Raw genomic sequence first — 25459 nt, forward strand, 5'->3', positions numbered from 1 at the left:
CTTTGGCGTATCTGGATGTTTCGGTTATTCAATTTGGATCTATCTATAACTTTAAAGATTACTTTAAGAGATAAGCGTCTGGCCCCGATGATTCAGCCCTCGACGGCCGCCAAGGCAGGCCCGTCGGTTTTTTTGCTTAAGACCGCAGGGGAGTTAATCAATGGGCAATGTCCAGACCGCCGCCAGTGCACAAGAGGCGCAGTGGCGCCACGCACCGGGTGGTGAGTTGGTCGACCTTGGCCGGCCGCACCGCGCGCCGTTGGGGCAGTTGCGTACGCAGAAAACCCCCAAGGGCGTGTTGAGTCGGCGTGAAGCGATCCTGTTGGGGATTCTCGCGCTGGCCTTGCATGGTGCGGTGATCTATTGGGTCAGCCAGAAGCCAACCCCGGTGCTGCCGATTGTGCCGCCGGAAATTCCGCCAATGACGATCGAATTTTCCCAGCCGGCACCGCCGGTGGTGGAGCCGCCACCGCCCGTGCCGCCACCGCCGCCGCCGCCGGTTGTCGAGCCACCGCCACCGGTGGTTGATGAATTGGCCGCCAAGCCGGCGCCGAAAAAGATTCCGAAACCCAAGCCGGTACCGAAGCCCGTGCCCAAGCCCGCACCGAAACCGGTCGCCGAGCAGCCGCCCGCGCCGCCTGTACCTGCGCCTCCGGCTCCAGCACCGGCACCGCCTGCGCCAGCACCGGTAACACCGGCCTCGGCCAACGCCGCGTACCTGAAGAACCCGGCGCCCGAATACCCGTCACTGGCCCAGCGCCGGGGTTGGGAAGGCACGGTGTTGTTGCGGGTGCATGTGTTGGCCACCGGCAAGCCGGGTGAGATCCAGATTCAGAAAAGCAGTGGTCGCCAGCAACTCGACGACGCCGCACTGGCTGCCGTGAAGCGCTGGAGTTTTGTACCGGCCAAGCAGGGCGATGTGGCCCAGGACGGCTGGGTCAGCGTACCGATCGATTTCAAGATTCATTAATTATTGGATGCGGTGTGTCGGACACATCGCGACCTGCACAGAGGGGAAACATCATGGCATTAGCATCTCCAACTGAATCCATCGAAAGCGCGGTGATCTGGCTGCTGGTGGTCTTTTCGGTCGCCACTTGGGGCCTGGCCCTGCTCAAGGGTGTCCAGTTCGGCCGCCTCAAGTCCCAGGATCGCAAATTCCACAAACAGTTCTGGGCGGCCTCCAGTCTGGACTCGGCTGCTGAACTGGCTGAAACCAGGCCGGGCGCCGCTGCCCGTGTGGCCCAGGCCGGTTATGCCGCGATCCAGGTGGGCGAGGCGCCACACGCTGCTGACCTGAGCCAGGCGATCAATCATCAGGACCGTTTGGAACGTGCCCTGCGCCAACAAATCGTGCGTGAGCGTCGCTCCCTGGAAACGGGTCTGGCGGTGGTCGCGAGTATCGGCAGTACGTCGCCGTTTATCGGTCTGTTCGGTACCGTTTGGGGGATCATGGAGGCCTTGAAAGGCATCAGCGCCGCCGGTTCCGCGAGCCTCGAAACCGTGGCCGGGCCGATTGGTGCCGCGTTGGTGGCCACTGGTGTGGGTATTGCCGTCGCGGTGCCGGCGGTGCTGGTTTACAACTACTTCCTGCGTCGCCTGAAACTCACGGCTGCTGACCTGGATGACTTCGCCCATGACTTCTACAGCCTGGCGCAGAAGAACTCGTTCCGCGTGCTGCTACATCCGACGCTGAGCAAGGCCAGTGCCCAGGGTGGCGCGCAAAAAGTGAAGGAGGCGTCCTGAGATGGCCTTCTCCACGCAAGACAGTGATGAGGTGCTGAGCGAGATCAACGTCACGCCGTTGGTGGATGTGATGTTGGTGCTGCTGGTGGTGTTTATCGTCACGGCGCCGTTGTTGACTAATGCGATTCCGATCAACCTGCCCAAGACCGAGGCCGTGGCGCCGGTGGAGCAGAAAGACCCGCTGGTGGTGAGCATTGATGCTGCCGGCAAACTGTTTATCAACAAGGATGAAATCCAGCCGGATTTGCTGGAATTCAACTTGCAGTCGGCCAAGGCCAAGGACCCGGATGTTCGGGTGCAACTGCAGGCTGACGATGGAGTTAATTATGGCGAAGTGGCGCGAGCCATGGCGTCTATCGAGCGCGCGGGGATTACCAAGCTGTCGGTGATTACTGCACGTTAGTTTCAAATGCCTCGACAATTTTTTTGGCCGTTTCCTTGGCAGGGTGCGGCCTTTTTTTTGGGCTGTGGTTTTGGGGGGGGCTGGGTACATATCCGTTATTTAGGTAACGGCGGCTTATGGTTCCGCTCTTACAGCGGCTCACTTTGGAAAAGCCCCAAAGTAAGCAAAGGGCTCTGCCCCGCCTGTCGGCGCCTCGCTGTGGCTCGGCGTTCCCTCACTCCGGCATTGCTCCGCGGGCCGCCGCGACGGGCCATCCATGGCCCGGCGCGGCTAAACCGGCGTCCTGCCGGTTTACCCGCTCCGCAATACCTGCGTTCGGCCTCGGGCTTATTGGGGCAGTCAGATCAAGATCAAAAGCAAGAGCACAGCGGCCTACCGGCCGGCTTGAGTGTTAAAAGCAAAGGCAAGATCCAGAGCGAAAACAGATCTGCTTTTCTGTGGGAGCGGGCTTGCTCGCGAAAAACCTGAGGGCGCCGCGTTCATCCAGAATGCCCGCGTCATCGTTAACGACCTTCGCGAGCAAGCCCGCTCCCACATTTTTTGGACCGTGCCCGCTTTAGCTTTTGATTTTGCTTTTAACACTCAAGCCGGCCGGGAGGCCGCTGTGCTTTTGCTTTTGATCTTGATCTTGATCTTAGGCGCCCCGTTAAACCACGCTGGCCGAACGCAGGCTTTGGAGCGTGGGTAACCTGGCAGGACGCCAGGTTAGCCGTCCTGGGCCAGGGATGGCCCATGACGGCGGCCCACGGTCCAAAGCCGGAGTGAGGGCACACCGAGCCCAAGCGAGGTGCCGAGTGGTGGGGCAAGAGCGTTTTGCTTACTTTTGCGCTCTTCAAAAGTGAGCCGCTGTAAGAGCGGAACCATAAGCGGCCGTTACCCAAATAACGGATATGTACCCCCAACCCCCTAAACCCCCCACCACCTCAAAAAAACATTTTGGTTATTAATAAATAGCTTCTTATTCCTTAACGAATATATACCCCGTGCCTATACTGACCCACAACGTTAAACGCTGCAGGAGGGCACACCCATGCACAGCGAGTCGATTCGTTATCTGATCGTGCCGGGCTGGCAAGGATCGCCAGAAGATCATTGGCAAAGTCATTGGCAGAACAGCCTGCCCAACAGCGCGCGCGTGGAGCAGGCCGACTGGCTCACCCCACGCCGCGAAGACTGGGTGGCCGCACTGGCCGAAGCCATCGCCGCCGACAGCACCCCGGTGATTCTGATCGCCCACAGCCTGGGCTGCATCACGGTCGCCCATTGGGCCGCCACCGCACCGGTGCAGTTCCTGCGTCAGGTACGCGGCGCTCTGCTGGTGGCCCCTGCCGATGTCGAACGCCCTGCCTGCGCTCCCGCCCTGCGTAACTTTGCACCCATCCCCAGTGACCTGCTGCCGTTCCCAAGCCAGGTCGTCAGTTCCGACAACGACAGCGCCGTCAGCGCCACCCGCGCCCTGGAACTGGCACGTAACTGGGGCGCCGAAGCGGGAATTCTCGCGGGTGCCGGGCATATCAACGTGAAGTCCGGCCATCAACGCTGGGAACAGGGTTTCGCCTACCTCTATCGCCTGCAAAATCGCCTGGAACATCACTCCCGGCGCCGTGCATAAAATTTTTAAACGCCCCTTCCCCTTCGTGGATGGGGCGGGAGTCTGCCATGAGCCTGCATGAAACCTTCGGTCAGCCCCTGCTGACCTTCCCCGACGCCGAAAAAAGCCCCCTGAGCATTCGTGCCAAGGCGCTGGTGTTTGTCGACCCGCGTTCGCGGCAACTGCGCGAAGACCTCGAAAACCTCGCCCCCCGCGCCTTGCCCGTGTTGATCCGCGGCGAAACCGGCAGCGGCAAGGAATTGCTCGCCCGGCATATCCACCGTGGCAGCGACCGCACCGGCCTGTTTGTCTCGGTGAATTGCGGCGCCATCAGCCCGACTTACGCCGACGCCGAGTTGTTCGGCTATGCCGCAGGCAGCCATAGCGGTGCAGCCAGTAGCCGTGCCGGCTGGTTTGGCTCGGCCAATGGCGGCACCTTGTACCTGGATGAAATCGGCGACCTGCCGTTGCCGATCCAGGTCAAGTTGCTGGCGGCGCTGGAAAACCACGAAGTCACTCGCGTCGGGGCCCATCAGCCAAGTCCGGTGGATGTGCGGCTGGTGGCGGCCACCAGCATCGACCTAGCTCAGGCCGTGGCGGCCGGCAAGTTTCACGAGCGCTTGTTCCATTACCTCAGCGAAGGCCAGTTGGAGTTGCCGGCACTGCGTGAGCGGGTGGGCGATATCCTATCACTGGCCGAGTATTTCCTCGGCATCTACAGCCAGCGCCTCGACCTGCCGGTGCCGCTGATCAGCGACGAGGCCCAGCGCGTGTTGGAGCATCACACCTGGCCGGGAAACACCCGGGAGTTGGAGAACGTGATTCACTTTGCCCTGTTGGTCAGCAGTGGCGACGAGATTTTACCGGAGCATTTGAACCTGCCGCTGCCGTCGGTGGCGCAGATCGAACACCAGGCGCGGCAGATCCTCAGCAGCGGCACCGAGGCCGAACGTGATGCGTTGAAGCGTCTATTGAAAGGGTTGGGGTCTGTATGAGCAAAATGGAATATCAAAGTGAATAAAAAGTATTGTTCTGGAATAAAAAACCTCGGTATTGTCCGCTCCACGCCGCGATAGCACTTCGCTGGCATCCACTAAAAAAGCGGCCGTCCCAGACGACCCGGATTTTCGATAAGGACACTGCATGAAAAAGGTTCTGTTGTTTACCGCACTGGCGGCTGCCCTGACTGCAAGCTTCGCCCAGGCCAACGAGAAACTGGTGGTAGCCGCTACCCCGATCCCGCATGCCGAGATCCTTGAGCTGGTCAAGCCGACCCTGGCCAAAGAAGGCGTGGACCTGGAAATCAAAGTCTTCACCGACTACGTGCAGCCGAACGTGCAGGTGGCCGAGAAGCGTCTGGACGCCAACTACTTCCAGACCCTGCCGTACCTGGAAAACTTCAACAAGGGTAAAGGCACCAACCTGGTCACCGTCATCGGTGTGCACGTTGAGCCCTTCGGTGGTTACTCGAAAAAGATCAAAAACATCTCTGAGCTGAAAGATGGCGCCACCGTGGCCATTCCGAACGAAGGCAGCAACTCCGGGCGTGCCCTGCTGCTGCTGCAAAAGGCTGGCGTAATCACCCTGAAAGACCCGAGCAACGCTCTGGCCACGCCGAAAGACATTGCCAGCAACCCGAAAAACCTGAAATTCAAAGAGCTGGAATCGGCCCTGCTGCCACGCGTACTGGACCAGGTTGACCTGGACCTGATTAACACCAACTACGCCCTGGAAGCGGGTCTGAACCCGGCCAAGGACGCACTGATCATCGAAGACGCCAAGTCGCCGTACGTGAACTTCCTGGTTGCCCGCCCGGACAACAAGGACAGCGACGCGATCCAGAAGCTGGCCAAAGCCCTGACCAGCCCAGAAGTGAAAGCTTTCATCGAGAAGAAATACAACGGTGCGGTCGTGCCGGCGTTCTGATCGAGCCCCAAAACCTCCTTCAAGGTTTAAACGCCGACGGCTTCTACAGCGTCGGCGTTTTTTATCGTTGGAACACGGTCAAAGTTGTGGGAGCTGGCTTGCCTGCGATAGCGGTAGATCAGTCACCCCATCGATATCTGACACACCGCTATCGCAGGCAAGCCAGCTCCCACATTTGGGACTGTGTCAGCTCAGATATTTCGACTGTTAATGGCCCTGCGCAGCGCCACCAGCCACTTCACCAGCTCCTGCGGATCAATCGGTTTTGCTTTGGTCATCGCTCATTCCCTCGCCTGTTGATTGGCCCTTAGTCTGGCCACGCGCTGCCTATCCCTGAAGTGCAGCACCGATAAAAAGACCTTCCTACCTCCCGAGGAACAGTAGCTGTCATCCGCCTGTACCGCGAATCCGCCGGTTATCTATTTGGGTGATATCAATATGCTATTTCGGTATTTAAAGTTTGCTTTTTATACCTTTAAAGTCGGCGCTACTCGGCGTTACCCACGCTGAACCGGACCGCACCAACGCCGCATTACCCCTGCGGCGTCAGGGATTTCAGATGACCTTCGATTACGCATTTATCCTCAGCACGCTGCCTGCGTTTCTCAAGGCCGTGGGCGTGACCTTGCAAGTCGGCCTGATCGCCATCGGCACCTCGTTAGTGGTGGCCTTGATCAATGCTGCGCTGCTGGTATTTCGCACCCCCTACATATGGCGCCTGGTGGCGCTGTACGTCGAACTGGCGCGCAACACACCACTGCTGATCCAACTGTTTTTCGTCTACTTCGCGTTGCCGGCCCTGGGCTTGAACATCTCCGGGTTCTGGGCGGCGATCATCACCATGACCTTTCTCGGCGGCGCCTACCTCACGGAAGTGTTGCGTGCCGGTGTCGAGGCGGTGCCGCTGGCGCAGATCGAGTCGGGCAAGTCCATCGGCCTGTCCCACTGGCAGCTGCTACGCCATGTGATCCTGCCTCAGGCGGGGATCCTCAGCCTGCCGGCGCTGTTTGCGAACTTCATTTTCCTGCTCAAGGAAACCACCATCGTGTCGGCGGTGGCGGTGCCGGAGATTCTCTACACCACCAAAAGCTACATTGCCCTCTACTACAAAACCTACGAAATGCTCGCGGTGCTGACGTTGATCTGCGTGCTGTTATTCCTGCCGCTGTCGCTGCTGCTCAGCCGCCTTGAAAGGAGGCTCCAGCATGGCCAGTTCGGGTCTTGAATTACTCTGGGTGTCGTTGCCGCAACTGGGCAAGGGCGCTGCGCAAACCCTGTCGATCTCCTTCCTGAGCATTGCCTTCAGCACCGTCGGCGGCGTGGTGTATGGCGTACTGCGCACGTTGAATTCGAAAGCGATCACCCTGGTGCTGCGGATTTACCTGGAGCTGTTCCGCGCCATTCCGGTGCTGGTGTGGTTGTACTTGCTGTTCTTCGGCCTGCCGATTTTCTTTGGCCTGAGCATTCCGAGCTTCTGGTGCGCCGTGCTGGTGTTGTCGCTGTGGGGCGCCAGTGAAGTCGGCGAAGTGGTGCGCGGTGCCTTGCATTCGTTGCCCCGCGGCCAGCGTGAAGCCGGCCTGTCGATTGGCCTGTCGGACCCGCAACTGTACGGCTACGTGCTGCTGCCCCAGGCCCTGAAACGCATGACCCCGCCGACCATCAACGTCTACACCCGCATCATCAAGACCAGCTCCCTGGCGGTGCTGATCGGCGTGGTGGACGTGATCAAGGTTGGCCAGCAAATCATCGAGCGCACCTACGAGTCAGTGTTGATCTACGGCGCGCTGTTCCTGTTTTTCTTCTTTATCTGCTACCCGTTGTCGGCCGCCTCCAAGGTGCTGGAACGGCGCTGGGCCCAAGCATGAGCGCATTGATCGAGTTTCAGGGTTTCAACAAATACTTCGGCGACCAGCAGGTGCTCAAGGGCATCGACCTGAGCGTGCAAAGCGGCGAAGTGGTGGTGATTCTCGGCCCCAGCGGTTGCGGCAAAAGCACCTTGCTGCGGTGCCTCAATGGCCTGGAAGTGGCCCACAGCGGCAGCCTGCGGTTTGCCGGCAAGGAGCTGCTAGACAAGGCCACCGACTGGCGCCAGGTGCGCCAGGACGTGGGCATGGTGTTCCAGAGTTATCACCTGTTCCCGCACATGAGCGTGCTCGACAACATTTTGCTCGGCCCGTTGAAAGTGCAAAAACGCGAGCCCCGCGAAGCCCGGGCCCAGGCTGAAAAACTGCTGGAGCGGGTGGGCCTCTCGGACAAGCGTGACGCCTACCCGCGCCAGCTCTCGGGCGGCCAGCAGCAACGCATCGCCATCGTCCGCTCGTTGTGCATGAACCCGCAGGTCATGCTGTTTGACGAAGTCACCGCCGCCCTCGACCCGGAAATGGTCAAGGAAGTACTGGAAGTGATCCAGGGCCTGGCCCGGGACGGCATGACCCTACTGATCGTCACCCATGAAATGGCCTTCGCCCGCGCCGTCGCCGACCGCGTGGTGTTCATGGAGGCCGGCCGCATCCTCGAACAAAACACCCCCGAGGCATTCTTTACGAACCCGCAAACCGCACGCGCGCAGCAGTTCCTGGAGAAGTTCTCCTTCGTTTCAACACTGCCCAAAAGAACCAAGGAATTGGAGCTGCTATGAAAACTGCCAAGTTGTTATTTCCCCTGTTCGGCCTCGCGCTGCTGGCCGGCTGCAACAAATCCGAAGAGCCTGCCAAGACGGCCGCTGCGGCCACCCCGGCCCCGGCGGCGGTGAGCTACATCGACAAGATCAAGGCGCGGGACAAGCTGATCGTCGGCGTGTTTACCGACAAGCCGCCGTTTGGTTTTGTGGATGAGTCCGGCCGCTACGTCGGCTTCGATACCGACATCGGCCGCCGCTTCGCCAAGGACCTGCTGGGCGACGAGAACAAGGTTGAATTCGTTGCCGTGGAACCGGCGAGCCGCATTCCGTTCCTGCAAAGCGACAAGGTCGACCTGATCCTCGCCAACATGACCGTGACGCCTGAGCGCAAGGAAGCGGTGGACTTCACCAACCCGAACCTGAAAGTGGCGGTGCAGGCGCTGGTGGCCAACGGCAGCCCGGTGAAAAGCCTGGACGACCTGGCGACCCGCACCACCATCGTCACCACCGGCACTACCGCGGATATCTGGCTGACCAAGAACCACCCGGACTGGAAACTGCTGAAGTTCGAGAAAAACTCCGAGTCGCTGCAAGCGCTGTCGGCTGGCCGTGGTGATGCCTATGCCCAGGACAACCTGGTGCTGTTCAGCTGGGCCAAGCAGAACCCGGGCTACCGTGTGCTGGAGCAGAAACTGGGGGATGAAGCGCCGATTGCGCCGGCGGTGAAGAAGGGCAATATCGAACTGCGGGATTGGGTGAATGCCGAGCTGGCCAAGCTGGGCGAGGAGAAGTATCTGCTCAAGCTGTATGACCAGTATGTTCGCAAGGAACTGAGCGATGACACCAAGCCTGAGAGTGTGATTGTTGAAGGTGGGAAGTGGCAGGGTTGATCCGTCAATGATCGTTCCCACGCTCCGCGTGGGAATGCCGCCTTGGACGCTCCGCGTCTGCTGTTGGGACGCGGAGCGTCCCGTTATGCATTCCCACGCAGAGCGTGGGAACGATCATCAGCTGGGCCAATGCCACGCCGGCTCATCCAGCACCCGCTGCCCCACCACCTGCGTCTGCCCCATCACCTTCTCCAGCACGATCGAATTACACCCTTCATCCTGCTGCAACGCCGCAATCAAGCGGCTGGCATGGGACACCACCCACACCTGGCACTGCTGCGACACCTGGATGATCAGACGCGCCAACGCCGGCAGCAGGTCCGGGTGCAAGCTGGTTTCCGGTTCGTTCAGTACCATCATCGTCGGTGGCCTCGGCGTCAGCAGCGCCGCCACCAGCAGCAAGTAGCGCAAGGTCCCGTCCGACAGCTCCGCCGCCGACAACGGCCGCAGCAACCCTTCCTGATAAAACTCGATGGCAAACCGGCCGCCCTGCAACGGCTCGATATTCAACCGCGCCCCGGGAAATGCGTCGCTGATCGCCCGCTGCAAGGCGTCCGGGTCGCCAATCTCGCGAATGGTCTGCAACGCCGCCGCCAAATCCCGACCGTCGTGATGCAACACCGGCGTACGTGTGCCCAGCTGCGGCTGGCGCACCGGGGCGTCGACGTCGCTGCGAAAGTGATCATAAAAGCGCCAGCCACGAATGCTTTCGCGCAGCAGCAACACCTCCGGCGAACCCCGCAGGCTGCCGACCTGATCGAACAGGCTGTGGTAGTTCGGCGTGTGCTGGGCCAGTACATCCCAGGCTCGGCCATCGCGGGCACGTACCATCGGGCCGGAGCGCTGCACCAGCAGGCTCGCCGGGCGAAACACATGCCCGGCCCAGATGCATTCTTTCTTGATCTCCGGGTCCAGGGAAAAATAGGACAAGGTTTTCTCGGGCAACCCCAGGGAAATCGCATAGCTGAAATCCTCTGCGGCAAACCCCAGGCGCAGGCGCTTGGCGCCCTGGCGCACGATGGGCTCTACCGGGACTTCGCCGCTGAGCATGCGCCGGCTGATGTTTTCCGGCCCGGCCCAGAAGGTCGAATCCAGCCCGCCTTCACGGGCCAGTGCGTTGATCACACCGCCTTGGGCCGTCTCCGCCAGTAGCCGCAGGGCGCGATACAGGTTGGATTTACCGCTGCCATTGGGGCCGGTAATCAGGTTCAACCGATCCAGCGGCACCACCAATTTGTTGATCGAGCGGTAATTGGCCACCGCGAGGGTTTTGAGCATGAGAGGATGTTCGCGATTATGTGGATCCGCATGTTACCTGCGTCGGCTGGCGGAGATGTGTCGCGAGCGTCCTGATTTCCTGTAAGTCAATGCCTACGACGCGGAACCCTGAACTACGCTAACAGTCGCATAATCACCGACGCGTCAATCAAGCAAGGAGCCTGCATGGGCGGTCCCACCTCCACATTTATCCTCGGCCTTGGCTTGCTGGCGCTGCTGAGCGGTTGCGGCCAGGAAAAAGCCGAACCCAAGGAACATTCCCGGGTGTTCGTGCAGACGGTGAAGTCCACCGACTTTGCCGCCGCCGTGACCTTGACCGGCGATATCCAGGCCAGGGTGCAGACCGATCTGTCGTTCCGCGTCGGCGGCAAGATCATCCAGCGCATGGTGGATGTCGGCGACCGCGTCAGCGCCAAGCAAGTGCTGGCCAAGCTCGACCCGAAGGATTTGCAGACCAACGTCGACTCCGCCCAGGCCCAGGTGGTCGCCGAACAGGCGCGGGTCAAACAGACTGCCGCCGCGTTTGTGCGCCAGGAAAAACTCTTGCCCAAGGGCTACACCAGCCGCAGTGAATACGACTCCGCCCAGGCCGCGTTGCGCAGCAGTCAAAGCGCGTTGACCGCCGCCCAGGCGCAGTTGGCCAATGCCCGCGAGCAGTTGGGCTACACCTCGCTGGTCGCCGACGCGCCGGGCATCATCACCGCGCGCCAGGCCGAGGTGGGCCAGGTGGTGCAGGCCACCGTGCCGATCTTCAGCCTGGCCCGGGATGGCGAGCGCGACGCGGTGTTCAACGTCTATGAGTCACTGCTGGTAGAGCCGCCGCCGGACAAACCGATCACCGTCAGCCTGCTGGAAAACCCGCAGATTACCGCCGTGGGCAAGGTCCGCGAAGTCACCCCGGCCGTGGCCGCCAATACCGGCACGGTACAAGTCAAAATCGCCCTCGACGCGCTGCCCAAGGGCATGCAACTGGGCTCGGTGGTCAGCGCCACCGCCAACGGGCCGGCCAAGGCCAGCATCGAGTTGCCGTGGGCTGCCTTGACCAAAGACATCAGCGCGCCGGCTGTCTGGCTGATTGATGGCGACGGCAAGGCGCAACTGCACAAGGTCACGGTCGCGCGTTATCTTACCGGCAAGGTGATCATCAGCGACGGGCTCAAGGGCGGCGAAAAAGTCGTGGTGGCCGGCGGGCAACTGCTGCACCCCGGCATGATCGTGGAAATCGCCCAGCCGCCGGATCAGGCTCAGGCCCAGGGAGTGCAGCCATGAAGCGGCTGACGGTATTGCTCGCTGCCAGCCTGCTGCTGATGGCGTGCTCCAAGGAAGAACCGGCGCCGGAACCTGTGCGCCCGGTGTTGTCGATTGAAGTGAAGTCCGAGGACCAGGAAAACCTCGGCCGCTTCGCCGGTACGATCCAGGCCCGTTATGAAAGCAACCTGGGTTTCCGTGTGCCGGGTCGCATTGCCCGGCGCGCGGTCGACGTGGGTGCCGAAGTGGAGCAGGGCGCGTTGCTGGCCGTGCTCGACCCCACCGATCAACAGAACCAATTGCGTGCTGCCCAAGGTGACCTGGCTCGCGTGCAGGCGCAGTGGATCAACGCCCAGGCCAATGCCCGCCGCCAGCAGGAACTGTTCAGCCGTGGCGTCGGCGCCCAGGCCCAACTGGACATCGCCCAGACCGACCTGAAAACCACCCAGGCCTCCCTCGACCAAGCCAAGGCTTCGGTCAACCAGGCCAAGGACCAGCTCAACTACAGCGAACTGCGCACTGACCATGCGGGCATCGTCACCGCGTGGAATGCCGAGGCCGGCCAGGTGGTCAGCGCCGGTCAGCAAGTGGTGACCCTGGCGCGCCCGGACGTCAAGGAAGCCGTCATTGATTTGCCCGCCGGCCTCGCCGAGCGCCTGCCGCCGGATGTGGTGTTCCTGGTCGCCGGGCAAATGGACCCGAACATCAGCACGACTGCCACCGTGCGCGAGATCGAACCCCAGGCCCAAAGCGCCACCCGCACCCGTCGCGCCCGCCTGACCCTGGCCGAAACGCCGCCCGCGTTTCGCCTCGGCACCGCTATCAGCGTGACCTTGAGCTCAGCCATCGCTCCGCGTATCGAACTGCCCCTCAGCGCCTTGCAGGAAGCCGACGGCAAGACCCGCATCTGGGTGATCGACACCCAAAGCCAGACCGTACAACCCCGAGACGTCACCATCGTCAGCCGCGACGCCGACAGCGCCTTGCTCAACGCCGGCGCCAAACCCGGCGAGCGCGTGGTGAGTGCCGGCGTGAACAGCCTGAAGCCCGGGCAAAAAGTCAAAATCGACGAGGACAGCCCGCGATGAAAGGGAGCTTCAACTTATCCGACTGGGCCCTCAAGCATCAGTCCTTCGTCTGGTACCTGATGTTCGTCGCGCTGCTGATGGGCGTGTTCTCGTACATGAACCTCGGCCGCGAGGAAGACCCGTCGTTCACCATCAAGACCATGGTGATCCAGACCCGTTGGCCAGGCGCGACCCAGGAAGAAATCCTGAAGCAGGTCACCGACCGCATCGAGAAAAAACTCGAAGAGCTGGATTCCCTCGACTACGTGAAAAGCTACACCCGGCCCGGTGAGTCCACGGTGTTTGTGTTCCTCAAGGACACCACCAGCGCCAAGGCTATTCCGGAGATCTGGTACCAGGTCCGCAAGAAGATCGATGACATCCGCGGCAGCTTCCCCCAAGGCTTGCAGGGGCCGGCGTTCAACGACGAGTTCGGTGATGTGTTCGGCTCGGTGTATGCGTTTACCGCCGATGGCTTGTCGATGCGCCAGTTGCGCGACTACGTCGAGCAAGCGCGCGCCGAGATTCGTTCGGTGCCGGGGCTGGGCAAGGTCGAGATGATCGGCCAGCAGGACGAAGTGATTTACCTGAATTTCTCCACCCGCAAACTCGCGGCCCTGGGGATTGATCAGCGCCAGGTGGTGCAGAGCCTGCAATCGCAGAACGCGGTGACGCCGGCCGGGGTGATCGAGGCGGGGCCGGAGCGGATTTCGGTGCGCACCTCCGGGCAGTTCGCCTCGGAGAAGGACCTGGCCAACGTCAATCTGCGGCTCAATGACCGCTTCTATCGGCTGGCTGACGTGGCGGAAATCACCCGTGGCTATGTCGACCCGTCGACGCCGATGTTCCGTTTCAATGGCAAGCCGGCGATTGGCTTGGCCATCGCCATGCAGAAGGGCGGCAACATCCAGGATTTCGGCAAGGCCCTGCACAAACGCATGGACGAGCTGACCGCCGACCTGCCGGTGGGTGTGGGCGTGCACAAGGTTTCCGATCAGGCAGAAGTGGTGGAAGAGGCCGTCGGCGGCTTCACCAGCGCGTTGTTTGAGGCGGTGATCATCGTGCTGGTGGTGAGCTTTATCAGCCTCGGTGTGCGTGCCGGGTTGGTGGTGGCGTGCTCGATTCCGTTGGTGCTGGCGCTGGTGTTCGTGTTCATGGAATACAGCGGCATCACCATGCAGCGGGTGTCGCTGGGCGCCTTGATCATTGCCCTCGGCCTGTTGGTGGACGACGCGATGATCACCGTGGAGATGATGATCACGCGCCTGGAAAAAGGCGAAACCAAGGAGCAGGCGGCAACCTTCGCCTACACCTCCACGGCGTTCCCGATGTTGACCGGTACGCTGGTGACCGTTGCCGGTTTTGTGCCGATTGGCCTCAACGCGAGTTCGGCGGGCGAGTACACCTTCACCTTGTTCGCGGTGATTGCCGTGGCGATGCTGGTGTCGTGGGTGGTCGCGGTGTTGTTCGCGCCGGTGCTCGGGGTGCACATCCTCAGCAGCAAGGTAAAACCCCATAACGCCGAGCCGGGCCGTGTGGGCCGGGCGTTCAATGGCGGCATGCTGTGGGCGATGCGCAACCGCTGGTGGGCCATTGGCATTACCGTGCTGCTGTTTGTGGCGTCGGTGTTTTCCATGCAGTTTGTGCAGAACCAGTTTTTTCCGTCCTCGGACCGTCCGGAAATTCTCGTCGACCTCAACCTGCCGCAAAACGCCTCGATCAACGAGACCCGCAAGGCCGTCGACCGTCTTGAGGCAATCATCAAGGACGACCCGGACATCGCCCGCTGGAGCACCTATATCGGCCAGGGTGCGATCCGTTTCTACCTGCCGCTGGACCAGCAACTGGAGAACCCGTACTACGCGCAACTGGTGATCGTCAGCAAGGGCCTGGAAGAGCGCGGCGCCTTGATTGCGCGCCTGCAAAAACGCCTGCGGGAAGATTTTGTCGGCGTGGGCAGCTTCGTGCAGCCACTGGAAATGGGGCCGCCGGTGGGGCGTCCGATCCAGTATCGGGTGTCTGGCAAGGACATCGACCAAGTGCGCAAACACGCGATCGAACTGGCGACCATGCTCGATAAAAACACCCACATGGGCGAAATCATCTACGACTGGAACGAGCCCGGCAAAGTCCTGCGGGTGGACATCGCCCAGGACAAGGCGCGGCAATTGGGGCTGTCGTCGGAAGACGTGGCGCAGTTGATGAACAGCGTGGTCAGCGGTGCGTCGGTGACCCAGGTGCATGACGATATCTACCTGATCAATGTGGTCGGCCGCGCCGAAGATGCCGAACGCGGTACGCCGGAGACTTTGCAGAACCTGCAGATCGTCACGCCCAACGGCACCTCGATTCCGCTGCTGGCGTTTGCCACCGTGCGTTATGAGTTGGAACAGCCGTTGGTGTGGCGTCGCGACCGCAAACCGACCATCACCATCAAGGCGGCGGTGCGCGACGACATGCAGCCGACCGACCTGGTGAAACAGCTCAAGCCGGAAATCGACAAGTTCAGCGCCGCGTTGCCGGTGGGCTACAAGGTCGCCACCGGCGGTACCGTGGAAGAAAGCGGCAAGGCCCAGGGCCCGATTGCCAGGGTGGTGCCGCTGATGCTGTTCCTGATGGCGACCTTCCTGATGATCCAGCTGCACAGCGTGCAGAAGATGTTCCTGGTGGCCAGCGTCGCGCCGTTGGGGTTGATTGGCGTGGTGTTGGCGCTGATTCCCACGGGCACGCCCATGGGCTTTGTGGCGATCCTGGGGATCCTCGCACTGATCGGCATCATCATCCGTAACTCGGTGATTCTGGTGACCCAGATCGACGCCTACGAGCGCGACGGCTACACGCCGTGGGATGCGGTGGTGGAAGCCACCGAACACCGGCGCCGGCCAATCCTGTTGACGGCAGCGGCGGCCAGCCTGGGCATGATCCCGATTGCCCGGGAAGTGTTCTGGGGGCCGATGGCCTACGCGATGATCGGCGGGATCATCATCGCCACCTTGCTGACGCTGCTGTTTTTGCCGGCGCTGTATGTGGCCTGGTACAAGATTCGCGAGCCGAAGAAAGAAAACGCCTGACAGCCACTGCGATGACATTCCTACACGGACGTGGGAATGTTCCCTGAAACATTTTTTTGCCCTTGGCGCCCGGTCGATTGTTTTACCCTCCGGGCCTGATCCTTTTGCCAAGGCCTGCCTCATGCGTTGTTTCCTGCTGGTTTGTAGCGTGTTGCTGTCGCCCGTGGCCCTTGCCGGCACGGTGCTGGAGAACGCCCTGTGGCGGGTTGAGATCGACCCGGCGACCCTTGCGATCCACGTCATTCCCAGTGACAAGACCGCCGTGCAGGCTTCAAGCGGAGTCCCTGCGCACAGGGTCAACCAGCTCTCCCAAAGCACCCGTCAGGCCAGTTGGCAGTGGGACGATGGTGCCTATCGGCTGAGCGCCACCCTCGATCAACGGGATCTTGCCCTGACGATTACCGCCCGTGATGCCGGTGAGTTGGCGATCCTGCGGCAACCCGCCAGCGCCATGGGCAAGGGCCTGATCTGGCCCCTGGCCGAGGGGCATTACGTGCCGGCGGGCAATGCGGTATGGCAGGATTTCCTGCTGGAACAGGGCGACGTCAACACCACCCAGGACCTCAGCTTGCCGCTGTGGGGTGTGGATCACGGCGCGTTTACCCTCAACTGGCTGATGACCAATCCTTACAACAACCGTTTGCACTGGCAGGTAGACGGCAAAGGACTGGCGTTGTCCGCCTCCCATGAGTTCACCACACTGGACCCAGCGGCGCCGATGACCGTGCTGTTGCACCTGGGCGAAAGCGACCCGCTGGCCGGCGCCAAGCGTTATCACCAGTGGCTGGTGGAGCAGGGGCTGTTTGAACCGTTGGCGGACAAGTTGCGGCAAACCCCTGAAGCGGAAAAGCTGCTGGGCGCCAGCCATATCTACCTGTGGGGCAATGACCTGCTGAGCTTGGGGGATGTGCGGGACTGGCCGCAGTTGCTCAAACTGCTGCGCAGTGGCAAAGGCTTGGCGGCGGAGTTGAATGGCTTGCTGGACAAAGAGGCTGCGCAGGTTCGACAGGTCAAGCAACCGTATGAGCAGGCTGTCCTGCTGCGCGGCCTGAATGCGGCGATCAACACAAAGGCCCGGCAGGGCTGGCAGCCCTCCACCGAACCGAATATGACCCAACTCGCTGATGGCTATGGTGCGCTGCGTCGTGAGTTGGCCGTGGCCTTTGCCGGTGCCTTGAGCACAACGCCCGAGACCTGGGGCAATACGTTGTCGGTCACCAATGCATTGAAGGGCGCCGGCCTCAAACGTCTCTTGGTGACCCAGGGGGAGGGCTGGGAAGGTGGGCTCTGGCATCCTGAAGCGGTGAAGGCCGGAGTCGACGCCGGTTACCTGATGGCGCCCTACGACTCTTATGAAACGGCACTGTCTGCCACTGAAAACCCCGACTGGACCACCGCGCACCTGGGCAGCAAGGCCTATGGCGAGTGCGCAATCGTGTTGAAGGGCGGCCAGTTGAAGACCGGCTTCCAGAAGTCCGGCCACTACACCGACCCGCGCTGCGTGCGGCCATTGCTGGAGGCGCGGATCAAGGCGGTGCAGGCCAAGTCCGGGTTCAACGCCTGGTTCCTCGACGCCTATGCCACCAGCATGTTGTTCGACAGCTATCGCACGGGTGCGAGCATGACCCAGGCCCAAAACGCCGAAGGCAATATCGACGCAGCCCGGTGGATCAATACGGCGCTGAAGTTGCCGGCAGGTTCCGAGGACGGCAACGCGATCACCGCCCGAGGCATCCTGTTTGCCCACGGCATGCAAACACCGGTGTTGGGCTGGGGTGATCGGGAGATGACCCAGGACAAGCAGTCGCCGTATTACGTCGGGGCCTGGTACCCGCCGGAACAGCCGGCGGTGTTCTTCAAGTCAGTGCCGTTGAAAGAGCCGTTTCGCACGGTCTATTTTGACCCGACGATGCGCCTGCCGCTGTATCAGTCGGTGTTCCACGGCTCGGTGATCACCACCCACCATTGGCTGTTCGACAGCCTGAAACTGAGCAACGTGCGGGCCGAGAACGAGCTGACGCAACTGCTCTACAACGTGCCGCCGCTGTATCACCTGAGTGCGGCGACGGTGAAGCAGCGCTTGCCGATGATTCAGCGCCAGGACGCGTTCTTTCGGCCGCTGCATGAGCGGTTGGCGACTCAGGCGATGACGGATTTTCGTTGGCTGACGGAAGATAAGCAGGTGCAGCAGACCACCTTTGCCGATGGGACGCGGTTGGTGGCGAATTTTGCTGAGGGGCGTATTACGGCTTTTGTGCCTGGCGCCCAGGCTGTGGTGTATCAGCTGGATTAGTGGCGGCTGTGAGTCCTTCGCGAGCAAGCCCGCTCCCACAGGGGAATGCATTCCAAAATGTGGGAGCGGGCTTGCTCGCGAAGGCGTAAGCCCAAACAACAAAGACCTACAGCTTGCGCCATACGCTCGCCAGCCACGGCTGCTGTTCCCGAGGCAATCCGGCGGGGCGGTAGTAATGCTCCAACTCCACAAACCCCGCTGCCGTAAGCAACTCTTGCCAGGCCTGTAGGTCGTGATACGAGCCATACCGCGGCCCGTTCCAACCCTCTTGGTTTTCACCCCGAGGGTTTGAGCTGAACAACACACCACCGACCTTCAGCGCCCCATGCAATTGCCCGAGAATGCGCGGCAGCTCCTGCTTGGGAATATGAAACAGCACCGCGTTGGCGAAGATCCCGTCAAAACGTCCGGCAGGTAGATCCAGCTTCAGGAAGTCCTGCTGCAGCACTTCACAGCCGCTGTCTTCCCGGGCCATCTGCGCGAAACGCTCCGAACCATCGAGCCCCACCGCGATATGGCCCATGCGGGTAAACGTCTGCAAATCCCGCCCCGGCCCGCAGCCGAAATCCAGTACGGTAAACGGCGCGTCGCCCTGGATATGCCGCAACAACGCATCAATGTTCTGGCTCACGTCGTGGTCACGGGTGCCTTCTCGAAAATCCTCGGCCACTTTGTTGTAGTGGCCGAGGGTGGTGGAGGTGATCTGGTCGAGGTCGTCGGGGGCGAGTTTCATGGCGAGCAATACCGGGCGCTGAGAGGGCCCGACTATACCTCACCTCTTGTTCAGAACCCTGGCCAACCGATCGCCGCCCAACTGAATCACCGCCACCAGAATCACCAGCAGCACAATCACCGTCAGCATGATCTGGGTATCAAAGCGCTGATAACCATAGCGGTAGGCAATATCCCCCAGCCCGCCGGCGCCAATCGCCCCGGCCATGGCCGAGGAGTTGATCATCGTCACCAGGGTAATCGTGAACCCGCCGACAATCCCCGGCAGCGCCTCCGGCAGCAGCACATGCCAGACGATATGCCAGCGTCGGCAGCCCATGGCCTGCGCGGCCTCGATCAAGCCGTGATCGACTTCGCGCAAGCTGACTTCGGCGATCCGCGCAAAGAACGGCGTGGCCGCGATGGTCAACGGCACCACCGCAGCCCACACGCCATAGGTGGTGCCGACGATCAGCCGGGTGAATGGGATCAGCGCCACCATCAGAATCAGGAACGGAATCGAGCGGAACAGGTTAACGAACGCCCCCAGCACCCGGTTCAACGCGGGCGCCTGATAGATGCCGCCCTTGTCGCTGGTCACCAGGAACACCGCCAGCGGAATCCCCACCAGCAGCGCGATCAGCGATGACACACCGACCATCAACAGCGTGTCGATGGCGCCCTGCAATAAACGATCAAACCACATAGCCCAGCACCTCCACCTGTTGTGCCCAGTGCCCGGCGCGGGTGCGCAGTTCTTCGGCGGTCAGGGCCGAGCCGCTCACCGCCAGCAGCAATTGCCCCAACGCATGGCCCTGAATGCGCTCCACGCCGCCTTGCAGCAAGCGCACGCGCCCGCCGAGGGCGCTGAACAGTGCCGCCAGGTCTGGTTCGTCTTCGGCACTGCCGGTCAGCTGCAAGCGCAGCACCACGGCAGCGTCCTTGGATGCCGGAGTGGCCTGCAAGCGGCTTTGCAACTCTTCAGGCAAGCCGTGTTGCAGCGGGGCCAGCAGGGTTTTGCTGACGTCGTGCTGCGGGTTGCCAAACACTTCCCACACCGGGCCTTGCTCGACCACGTGGCCGTGTTCCAGCACCACGACGCGGTCGCAGATTTCGCGAATCACGGCCATTTCGTGGGTGATCAACACGATGGTCAAGCCCAGGCGTTTGTTGATCTCCCGCAACAGGCCGAGGATGGATTGGGTGGTCTCCGGGTCGAGCGCCGAAGTGGCTTCATCGCACAACAGAATCTGCGGGTCATGCACCAGCGAACGGGCAATACCCACTCGCTGTTTCTGCCCGCCGGAAAGCTGCGCCGGGTAGGCCTTGTGCTTGTCCTGCAAACCCACCAATTCCAGCAGCTCGCGCACCTTCTTCTCGCGCTGCTCCTTGGGCACGCCTGCGACTTTCAGCGGCAATTCGACGTTCTGCCACACGGTCTTGGCCGACATCAGGTTGAAGTGCTGAAAGATCATGCCGATGCGTCGACGCAGGGCTACCAGGCGGTCTTCGTCGAAGTCACCGATGTCGACCTGGTCAATCAACACCCGGCCGCTGCTCGGTTGTTCCAGGCGGTTGATGGTGCGGATCAGCGACGACTTGCCGGCGCCGCTGCGGCCGATAATGCCGAAGACTTCGCCGCGCTGGATCGCCAGGTCGATGCCTTGCAGGGCGGGCACGACCTGGCCGTCGTAGGTCTTGCCGAGGTTGATGAATCGCACATGGGCATGGTTCAGCGCCGGATGCAGCTCGGTCTGCTGCGCGTCCAGGTGCGGTGGTTGCGTCTCGCGTCGTTGTGCTGTGGCGGCGCTCATGTTCAGCCTTCCCAGCCGACTTGGTAGAGCTTGCCCAGGGATTTATCCAGGGCGGCGCGCACCACCGGCGAGTGCTGGTAGATGTCGACGAACTTGATCACACGCGGGTCGGTTTTGCTCTTGGGCTGGATCACGAACTGGATCACGTATTCCGGGTGGTCGAGGCCGTCGAACAGCAGCGCCGACTCGGCATCGAAGGTCTTGGACAGGCGGATATACGCCGGGTAGCCCTGCACCAGGTCGGCGTCGTCATAGGCGCGCACCAGTTGCACGGCTTCCACTTGCAGGATCTTGATCTTCTTCGGGTTGGTGACGATGTCTTCTTCAGTGGCCTTGTAGCCCACGCCCGGCTTGAGGGTGATCAAGCCGGCCTTGGCCAGCAGTTGCAGGCCGCGACCACTGTTGATCGGGTCGTTGGCAATCGCCACGCTGGCGCCCTGGGGCAGGTCGTTGAGGTTTTTGTACTTCTTCGAATACAGGCCGACGTTGTTGATGATCCCCGGGGCGAACGGCACCAGGTCAAACCCGGCGGCGGCCTTGGCGTTTTCCAGGAACGGGATGTGCTGGAAGTAGTTCACGTCGATATCGCCCGCTGCCAGGCTGACGTTGGGTGCGATCCAGTCGGTGAACTCCACCAGTTCGACTTTCAAACCCTGTTTTCCGGCCTCTTCTACGGCGGCTTCCAGGGGGATTGCGAAGGCGGCGGTGGTGCCAACTTTCAAGGGGGCGTCAGCGGCGAATACCGCCGAGCTGAAGAGTCCGAGGGCGAGGGCCAGTGCTTTGACTGGGTGGCTGAGCAATGTTTTTTTCATAATGGATTTCCAATTGTAGGAGCGAGCTTGCTCGCGAAAAACCTGAGGGCGCCGCGGGGTGTCAGGTGCCCCGCGTTATCGTTAACGATTTTCGCGAGCAAGCTCGCTCCTACAGGGTTCAGTGGCGGTAGGTGGAGCCGGTGTGTTGTTCGGGCAGGTGCGCTGAGTGGTGGAACACTTTTTCCCGCAGCGTCCCGGTGTCATACGCGGTCTTGTACGAGCCCCGGCGCTGCAGCTCCGGCACCACCAGTTCGATAAAGTCGACGTAGCTTTCCGGGGTGACGATGCGCGTCAGGTTGAAGCCATCCAGGCCGGTTTCGCTGATCCATGATTCAAGTTCATCTGCCACCTGTGCCGGCGAACCCACCAGGGTGATGTAGCGGCCGCCGAGGGCGTGTTGCTCCAGTAATTTGCGCCGGGTCCAGTCGTTGTTTTGCAGGTTTTTGGTCGCGGACTGAATGGCGTTGCTCTTCACGTACTGGATCGGTTCATCGATTTCGTATTGGGAAAAATCAATCGCGGTGGACGCCGAGAAGTGCGCCACGCCGGCTTCCGCGCTGGCGTAGCTCAGGTACTCGGCGTGCTTGGCCCATGCGGCTTCTTCGGTGGCGCCGACAATCACGTTCAGCCCCATGAACACCTTGATGTCGTCCGGGTTACGCCCGGCTTCCACGGCGCTGGCGCGCACCTTGTCCACCTGGATTTTGGTCGAGGCCTTGTTCTGCCCACTGATGAATACGCACTCGGCATGACGCCCGGCGAACAGCAAGCCACGGTCCGAACTGCCCGCCTGGAACAGCACCGGTGTGCGTTGCGGCGACGGCTCGCACAGGTGATAGCCCTCGACCTGATAGAACTCGCCCTTGTGCTCGACCTTGTGCACCTTCTCCGGCTGGGCATACACCCGCGCCTGCGGATCGTTGATCACCGCGTCGTTTTCCCAACTGCCTTCCCAAAGCTTGTAGAGCACTTCCAGGTATTCGTCGGCCTGGTCGTAGCGCCGGTCGTGCTCGACCTGCTCGGTCAGGCCCATGGCCTTGGCGGCACTGTCGAGGTAGCCGGTGACGATGTTCCAGCCCACCCGGCCACGGCTCAGGTGGTCGAGGGTCGACATGCGCCGGGCGAACAGATACGGCGGTTCGTAGGTGAGGTTGGCGGTCAGGCCGAAGCCGAGGTTTTTGGTCACCGCCGCCATGGCCGAGACCAGCAGCAACGGGTCGTTGACCGGCAGCTGGATCGACTCTTTGAGCGGCACATCCACCGAGTTCTGGTAGACGTCGTACACGCCGACGATGTCGGCGATGAACAGCCCGTCGAACAGTCCGCGCTCCAGCAGCTGTGCCAGTTCGGTCCAGTATTCGAGGGTCTTGTATTGAGTCGAAGTGTCCCGTGGATGGGTCCACAGGCCATGGTTGATGTGCCCGATGCAGTTCATGTTGAAGGCATTGAGCAGGATCTTTTTCTTGGCCATCAGATAGTCCCCCGCAGTGGCGGGTTTTCATCGTTGAGGTAGTAATTGCCCACCGCATGGTACTTCCAGCGCACCGGGTCGTGCAGGGTGTGCACCCGAGCGTTGCGCCAGTGGCGGTCCAGACCGTGTTCGGCGAGGGTGGCCTGGCTGCCCGCGAGTTCGAACAGGGTGCTGCCGGCGGCCAGGGAAATCTCGGTGCTCAGGGCGCGCACTTCAGCGACGGCGATGGACGCGGCCGCGACGGTGTCGGCATTGCTGTCGGCCTGGGCACGGTCGAGGAATTCACCGGAGCGCTCCAGCAGGGCTTCGGTGGCGTGCAGGCGGATGCTCAAGTGGCCGAAGCTTTTCAGGGTCAGCGGGTCTTCGGTGGCCTTGTCGTTGGTGGCGTCGATCCATGGCCGGGTCTTGGTGCGCACGAAGTGCAGCGCATCTTCATAGGCCGCACGGGCGATGCCGGTGTCGATGGCGGCGTGAAGGATCTGCGCCAGCGGGCCGACGGTGGTCGGGCGTTCGAAGGCGCTCTGGAACGGAATCACGTCCTGGGCCGCGACCCACACGTTATCGAACACCACCGAACCGCTGCCGGTGGTGCGCTGGCCGAAGCCGCTCCAGTCGTCGATCACAGTCAGGCCCTCACTGTCACGGGTGACAAAGGCCAGTTGCTGCACGCCGTTTTCGTCCACCACAGACGTGGGAATACGTTGGGCGTAGATCGCGCCGGTCGAGTAGAACTTGCGACCGGTGATACGGAAACCGTCACCGTCGCGGGTGATTTTCGTGATGCGGTCGTGGGCGGTCTTGGTGCCCAGTTCTGCCAGCGCATTGCCGAAGCGCTGGCCGGCGAGCACTTCGGCGTACAAGCGTTTTTGCTGCGCCGGGCTGCCATTTACCCGCAGTACTTCGAGGGCATAAAAGTGGTTTTGCGGGATCTGCCCCAAGGATGCATCCGCCTGGGCAATCAGTGCCGTGACCTTGGCCAGGGTCACGTTGGAAACGCCGGCACCGCCGAATTCCTTGGGTACGCTGATGCCCCACAGGCCGGAGCGGGAAAACACGTCCAGTTCGGGCAGGGGCAAGCGGCGTTCGCGGTCACGCAAGGCGCTGTCGCGGCGGAAGTCTTCGGCCAGGTCGCTGGCGACAATAAGGGCTTGTTCATCGCTGGTAATAACCGCGACGTGATGAGAAAGAGTCATAGGTTTCTCCAGAGGTCTGGTCGTTAAATCCAGGAATGCCGGGCAGGCAAAGCGCCGTTCAGGTGATAGGCGCCCACCGCGTGGTACTTCCAGCGCACCGGGTCGTGCAGGGTGTGCACCCGGGCGTTGCGCCAGTGACGGTCGAGGTTGAATTCGGCGAGGGTCGCGCGGCTGCCGGCCAGTTCGAACAGCTTTTCGCTTGCAAGCAAGGAAATCTCGGTGGTCAGCACCTTGGCTTCGGCCACGGCAATCGAGGCGCGTGCGGCTGACTGCGCGGTGATCGGCGCGGCACTGACTTGATCCAGTACCTGGCCGGCCTTGCGCAACAGCGCTTCAGCGGCGTGCAGTTCGATCTTCAGCTTGCCGATATCGGCGATCACATACAGGTCATCGCTGGCCCGCTCGACCTTGGCGTCGATCCATGGCCGCGAGCGTTCGCGTACGAAGCTGATGGTGTCGTCCAGCGCACCACGGGCGATGCCGGCGTCGATGGCCGCCTGGATCAATTGCGAAACGGCGCCCTGGATCCCCGGCGTTTCGCCGAGGCGCCAGGTCTCCACCACCAGTTCGGCGTCCACCGCCACCTGATCGAGCAGCACCGTGCCGCTGGCCGTGGTGCGTTGGCCAAAGCCTGACCAGTCATCGACGATACGCAGGCCTTCGGTGCCACGGCGCACGAACGCCATGACGACTTTGCCGTCATCGTTCAACGCCTTGACCGCCACCCAATGAGCGAACAGCGCGCCAGTGGAGTAAAACTTCTGGCCACTGATGACGTAGCCGTCACCCTCGGCGGTGATGCGTGACTTGAGGTCCAGGGTGTTTTTGGTGCCGCGTTCCGGGCCGCCGTTGCCGATGCGCCAGCCGTCCAGCACGCTCCGGAACAGCTGCTTTTTCTGGCGTTCGCTGGCCGCACCTTGCAGCACGTGCAGGATGCCGAAATGGTTCTGCGGGATTTGCCCCAGCGCCGGGTCGGCCGCGCTGATGATCGCGAACACCTCGGCCAGGGTCACAAAGGACACTTGCGGGCCGCCGTACTCACGGGGAATGGAAATACTGCCCAGGCCGCTGCGGGTGAAGTGCTCGATTTCAGCCCAGGGCAGTTTGCGTTGCTGATCGCGCCTGGCCGCTTGCAGGCGCGCAGCCTGTGCCAGCTCATGAGCCGCGCTCAGGGCCTCGGCGTCGTTGCGCAGCACCTTGGCGGGCAACAACAGCGGGGCGACGTCCAGATCACTCTGGGGGGGTGTTTGTGCCAAGTTAGACATCAGCGCCGCTCCTTGGCTGCACGTAATGCCCTGGCGTTACGCACCGGGGTAATTTTGACC

At 61.7% G+C, this 25459-nt stretch carries 22 protein-coding genes and 1 pseudogene; 14 read left to right on the forward strand and 9 right to left on the reverse strand.

The features are described 5' to 3' along the window. Nucleotides 1–160 precede the first annotated feature (160 nt). The 10 genes from ACUN0G_RS00165 (at nt 161) to ACUN0G_RS00210 (ending at nt 9176) form a co-directional block, all read left to right on the forward strand. Nucleotides 161–970: an energy transducer TonB gene (locus ACUN0G_RS00165; RefSeq protein ID WP_167665672.1), complete on the forward strand. Its 810-nt coding sequence runs from the start codon at nt 161–163 to the stop codon at nt 968–970. Nucleotides 971–1020: 50 nt separating this feature from the next. Beyond that, nucleotides 1021–1746, forward strand: coding sequence for a MotA/TolQ/ExbB proton channel family protein (locus tag ACUN0G_RS00170; RefSeq protein ID WP_093210160.1), 726 nt, complete (start codon nt 1021–1023; stop codon nt 1744–1746). A gap of 1 nt (nt 1747) precedes the next feature. Then, entirely contained in the window at nt 1748–2149 is a 402-nt protein-coding gene (locus ACUN0G_RS00175; RefSeq protein ID WP_003218118.1) for an ExbD/TolR family protein, read from the forward strand. Between the two features lie 1030 nt (nt 2150–3179). Further along, nucleotides 3180–3761, forward strand: a complete 582-nt coding sequence (locus tag ACUN0G_RS00180) for an alpha/beta hydrolase (protein ID WP_010168877.1) — start codon at nt 3180–3182, stop codon at nt 3759–3761. Between the two features lie 47 nt (nt 3762–3808). Continuing rightward, the gene (locus tag ACUN0G_RS00185; RefSeq protein WP_076018210.1) at nt 3809–4735 is read left to right on the forward strand and encodes a sigma 54-interacting transcriptional regulator; all 927 of its coding nucleotides are present in this window, start codon (nt 3809–3811) and stop codon (nt 4733–4735) included. Nucleotides 4736–4883: 148 nt separating this feature from the next. Beyond that, entirely contained in the window at nt 4884–5666 is a 783-nt protein-coding gene (locus ACUN0G_RS00190) for a MetQ/NlpA family ABC transporter substrate-binding protein (protein ID WP_258343158.1), read from the forward strand. Between the two features lie 559 nt (nt 5667–6225). Beyond that, nucleotides 6226–6891: an amino acid ABC transporter permease gene (locus ACUN0G_RS00195; protein WP_177025810.1), complete on the forward strand. Its 666-nt coding sequence runs from the start codon at nt 6226–6228 to the stop codon at nt 6889–6891. Next, nucleotides 6872–7531, forward strand: coding sequence for an amino acid ABC transporter permease (locus tag ACUN0G_RS00200; RefSeq protein WP_421524599.1), 660 nt, complete (start codon nt 6872–6874; stop codon nt 7529–7531). Before ACUN0G_RS00195 ends, ACUN0G_RS00200 begins: the two co-directional genes overlap by 20 nt. Continuing rightward, on the forward strand, nt 7528–8304 hold the full coding sequence (locus tag ACUN0G_RS00205; RefSeq protein WP_219272056.1) for an amino acid ABC transporter ATP-binding protein: 777 nt from the start codon (nt 7528–7530) through the stop codon (nt 8302–8304). The genes ACUN0G_RS00200 and ACUN0G_RS00205 overlap by 4 nt, the downstream gene beginning before the upstream one ends. Further along, complete coding sequence (locus ACUN0G_RS00210; protein WP_010168882.1) at nt 8301–9176, forward strand: transporter substrate-binding domain-containing protein; 876 nt, start codon at nt 8301–8303, stop codon at nt 9174–9176. The genes ACUN0G_RS00205 and ACUN0G_RS00210 overlap by 4 nt, the downstream gene beginning before the upstream one ends. Before the next feature lie 117 nt (nt 9177–9293). On the opposite strand, the gene ACUN0G_RS00215 is transcribed toward ACUN0G_RS00210, so the two are convergent. Further along, on the reverse strand, nt 9294–10454 hold the full coding sequence (locus ACUN0G_RS00215; RefSeq protein WP_445572449.1) for an AAA family ATPase: 1161 nt from the start codon (nt 10452–10454) through the stop codon (nt 9294–9296). Between the two features lie 165 nt (nt 10455–10619). Here ACUN0G_RS00215 and ACUN0G_RS00220 point away from each other — a divergent pair, with 165 nt between their 5' ends. From ACUN0G_RS00220 to ACUN0G_RS00235, 4 genes are all read left to right on the forward strand, one after another. Continuing rightward, nucleotides 10620–11723: an efflux RND transporter periplasmic adaptor subunit gene (locus ACUN0G_RS00220; RefSeq protein ID WP_445572450.1), complete on the forward strand. Its 1104-nt coding sequence runs from the start codon at nt 10620–10622 to the stop codon at nt 11721–11723. After that, complete coding sequence (locus ACUN0G_RS00225) at nt 11720–12790, forward strand: efflux RND transporter periplasmic adaptor subunit (RefSeq protein WP_445572451.1); 1071 nt, start codon at nt 11720–11722, stop codon at nt 12788–12790. Before ACUN0G_RS00220 ends, ACUN0G_RS00225 begins: the two co-directional genes overlap by 4 nt. Then, a complete protein-coding gene (locus tag ACUN0G_RS00230; protein ID WP_445572452.1) occupies nt 12787–15840 on the forward strand; it encodes an efflux RND transporter permease subunit in 3054 nt (1017 codons plus the stop codon). Before ACUN0G_RS00225 ends, ACUN0G_RS00230 begins: the two co-directional genes overlap by 4 nt. A 121-nt stretch (nt 15841–15961) precedes the next feature. Then, entirely contained in the window at nt 15962–18133 is a 2172-nt protein-coding gene (locus ACUN0G_RS00235; protein WP_445572453.1) for a glycoside hydrolase, read from the forward strand. Between the two features lie 106 nt (nt 18134–18239). Here ACUN0G_RS00235 and ACUN0G_RS00240 read toward each other — a convergent pair whose 3' ends face one another. The 8 genes and pseudogenes from ACUN0G_RS00240 to ACUN0G_RS00275 all read right to left on the reverse strand — a co-directional run bounded on the left by ACUN0G_RS00240 (nt 18240) and on the right by ACUN0G_RS00275 (nt 25399). Continuing rightward, nucleotides 18240–18866, reverse strand: a complete 627-nt coding sequence (locus ACUN0G_RS00240; protein WP_177021017.1) for a class I SAM-dependent methyltransferase — start codon at nt 18864–18866, stop codon at nt 18240–18242. 39 nt (nt 18867–18905) lie between these two features. Then, entirely contained in the window at nt 18906–19550 is a 645-nt protein-coding gene (locus ACUN0G_RS00245; protein ID WP_003211840.1) for a methionine ABC transporter permease, read from the reverse strand. Then, nucleotides 19540–20658 (reverse strand): methionine ABC transporter ATP-binding protein, encoded by a 1119-nt coding sequence (locus ACUN0G_RS00250; protein WP_445572454.1) that lies wholly within the window; start codon nt 20656–20658, stop codon nt 19540–19542. Before ACUN0G_RS00250 ends, ACUN0G_RS00245 begins: the two co-directional genes overlap by 11 nt. A gap of 2 nt (nt 20659–20660) precedes the next feature. Next, nucleotides 20661–21470 carry a MetQ/NlpA family ABC transporter substrate-binding protein gene (locus ACUN0G_RS00255; RefSeq protein WP_445572455.1) on the reverse strand — a complete coding sequence of 270 codons (810 nt, stop codon included), beginning with the start codon at nt 21468–21470 and terminating at the stop codon, nt 20661–20663. 11 nt (nt 21471–21481) lie between these two features. After that, nucleotides 21482–21571: pseudogene (locus tag ACUN0G_RS00260) on the reverse strand (outer membrane lipoprotein carrier protein LolA); the annotation flags it as partial. Nucleotides 21572–21588: 17 nt separating this feature from the next. Then, complete coding sequence (locus ACUN0G_RS00265) at nt 21589–22941, reverse strand: LLM class flavin-dependent oxidoreductase (protein ID WP_218263178.1); 1353 nt, start codon at nt 22939–22941, stop codon at nt 21589–21591. Further along, nucleotides 22941–24134, reverse strand: coding sequence for an SfnB family sulfur acquisition oxidoreductase (locus ACUN0G_RS00270; protein ID WP_445572456.1), 1194 nt, complete (start codon nt 24132–24134; stop codon nt 22941–22943). Before ACUN0G_RS00270 ends, ACUN0G_RS00265 begins: the two co-directional genes overlap by 1 nt. Before the next feature lie 23 nt (nt 24135–24157). Beyond that, a complete protein-coding gene (locus ACUN0G_RS00275) occupies nt 24158–25399 on the reverse strand; it encodes an SfnB family sulfur acquisition oxidoreductase (protein WP_445572457.1) in 1242 nt (413 codons plus the stop codon). Between the last annotated feature and the right edge of the window lie 60 nt (nt 25400–25459).

It is taken from the genome of Pseudomonas sp. 32A, assembly GCF_052682255.1.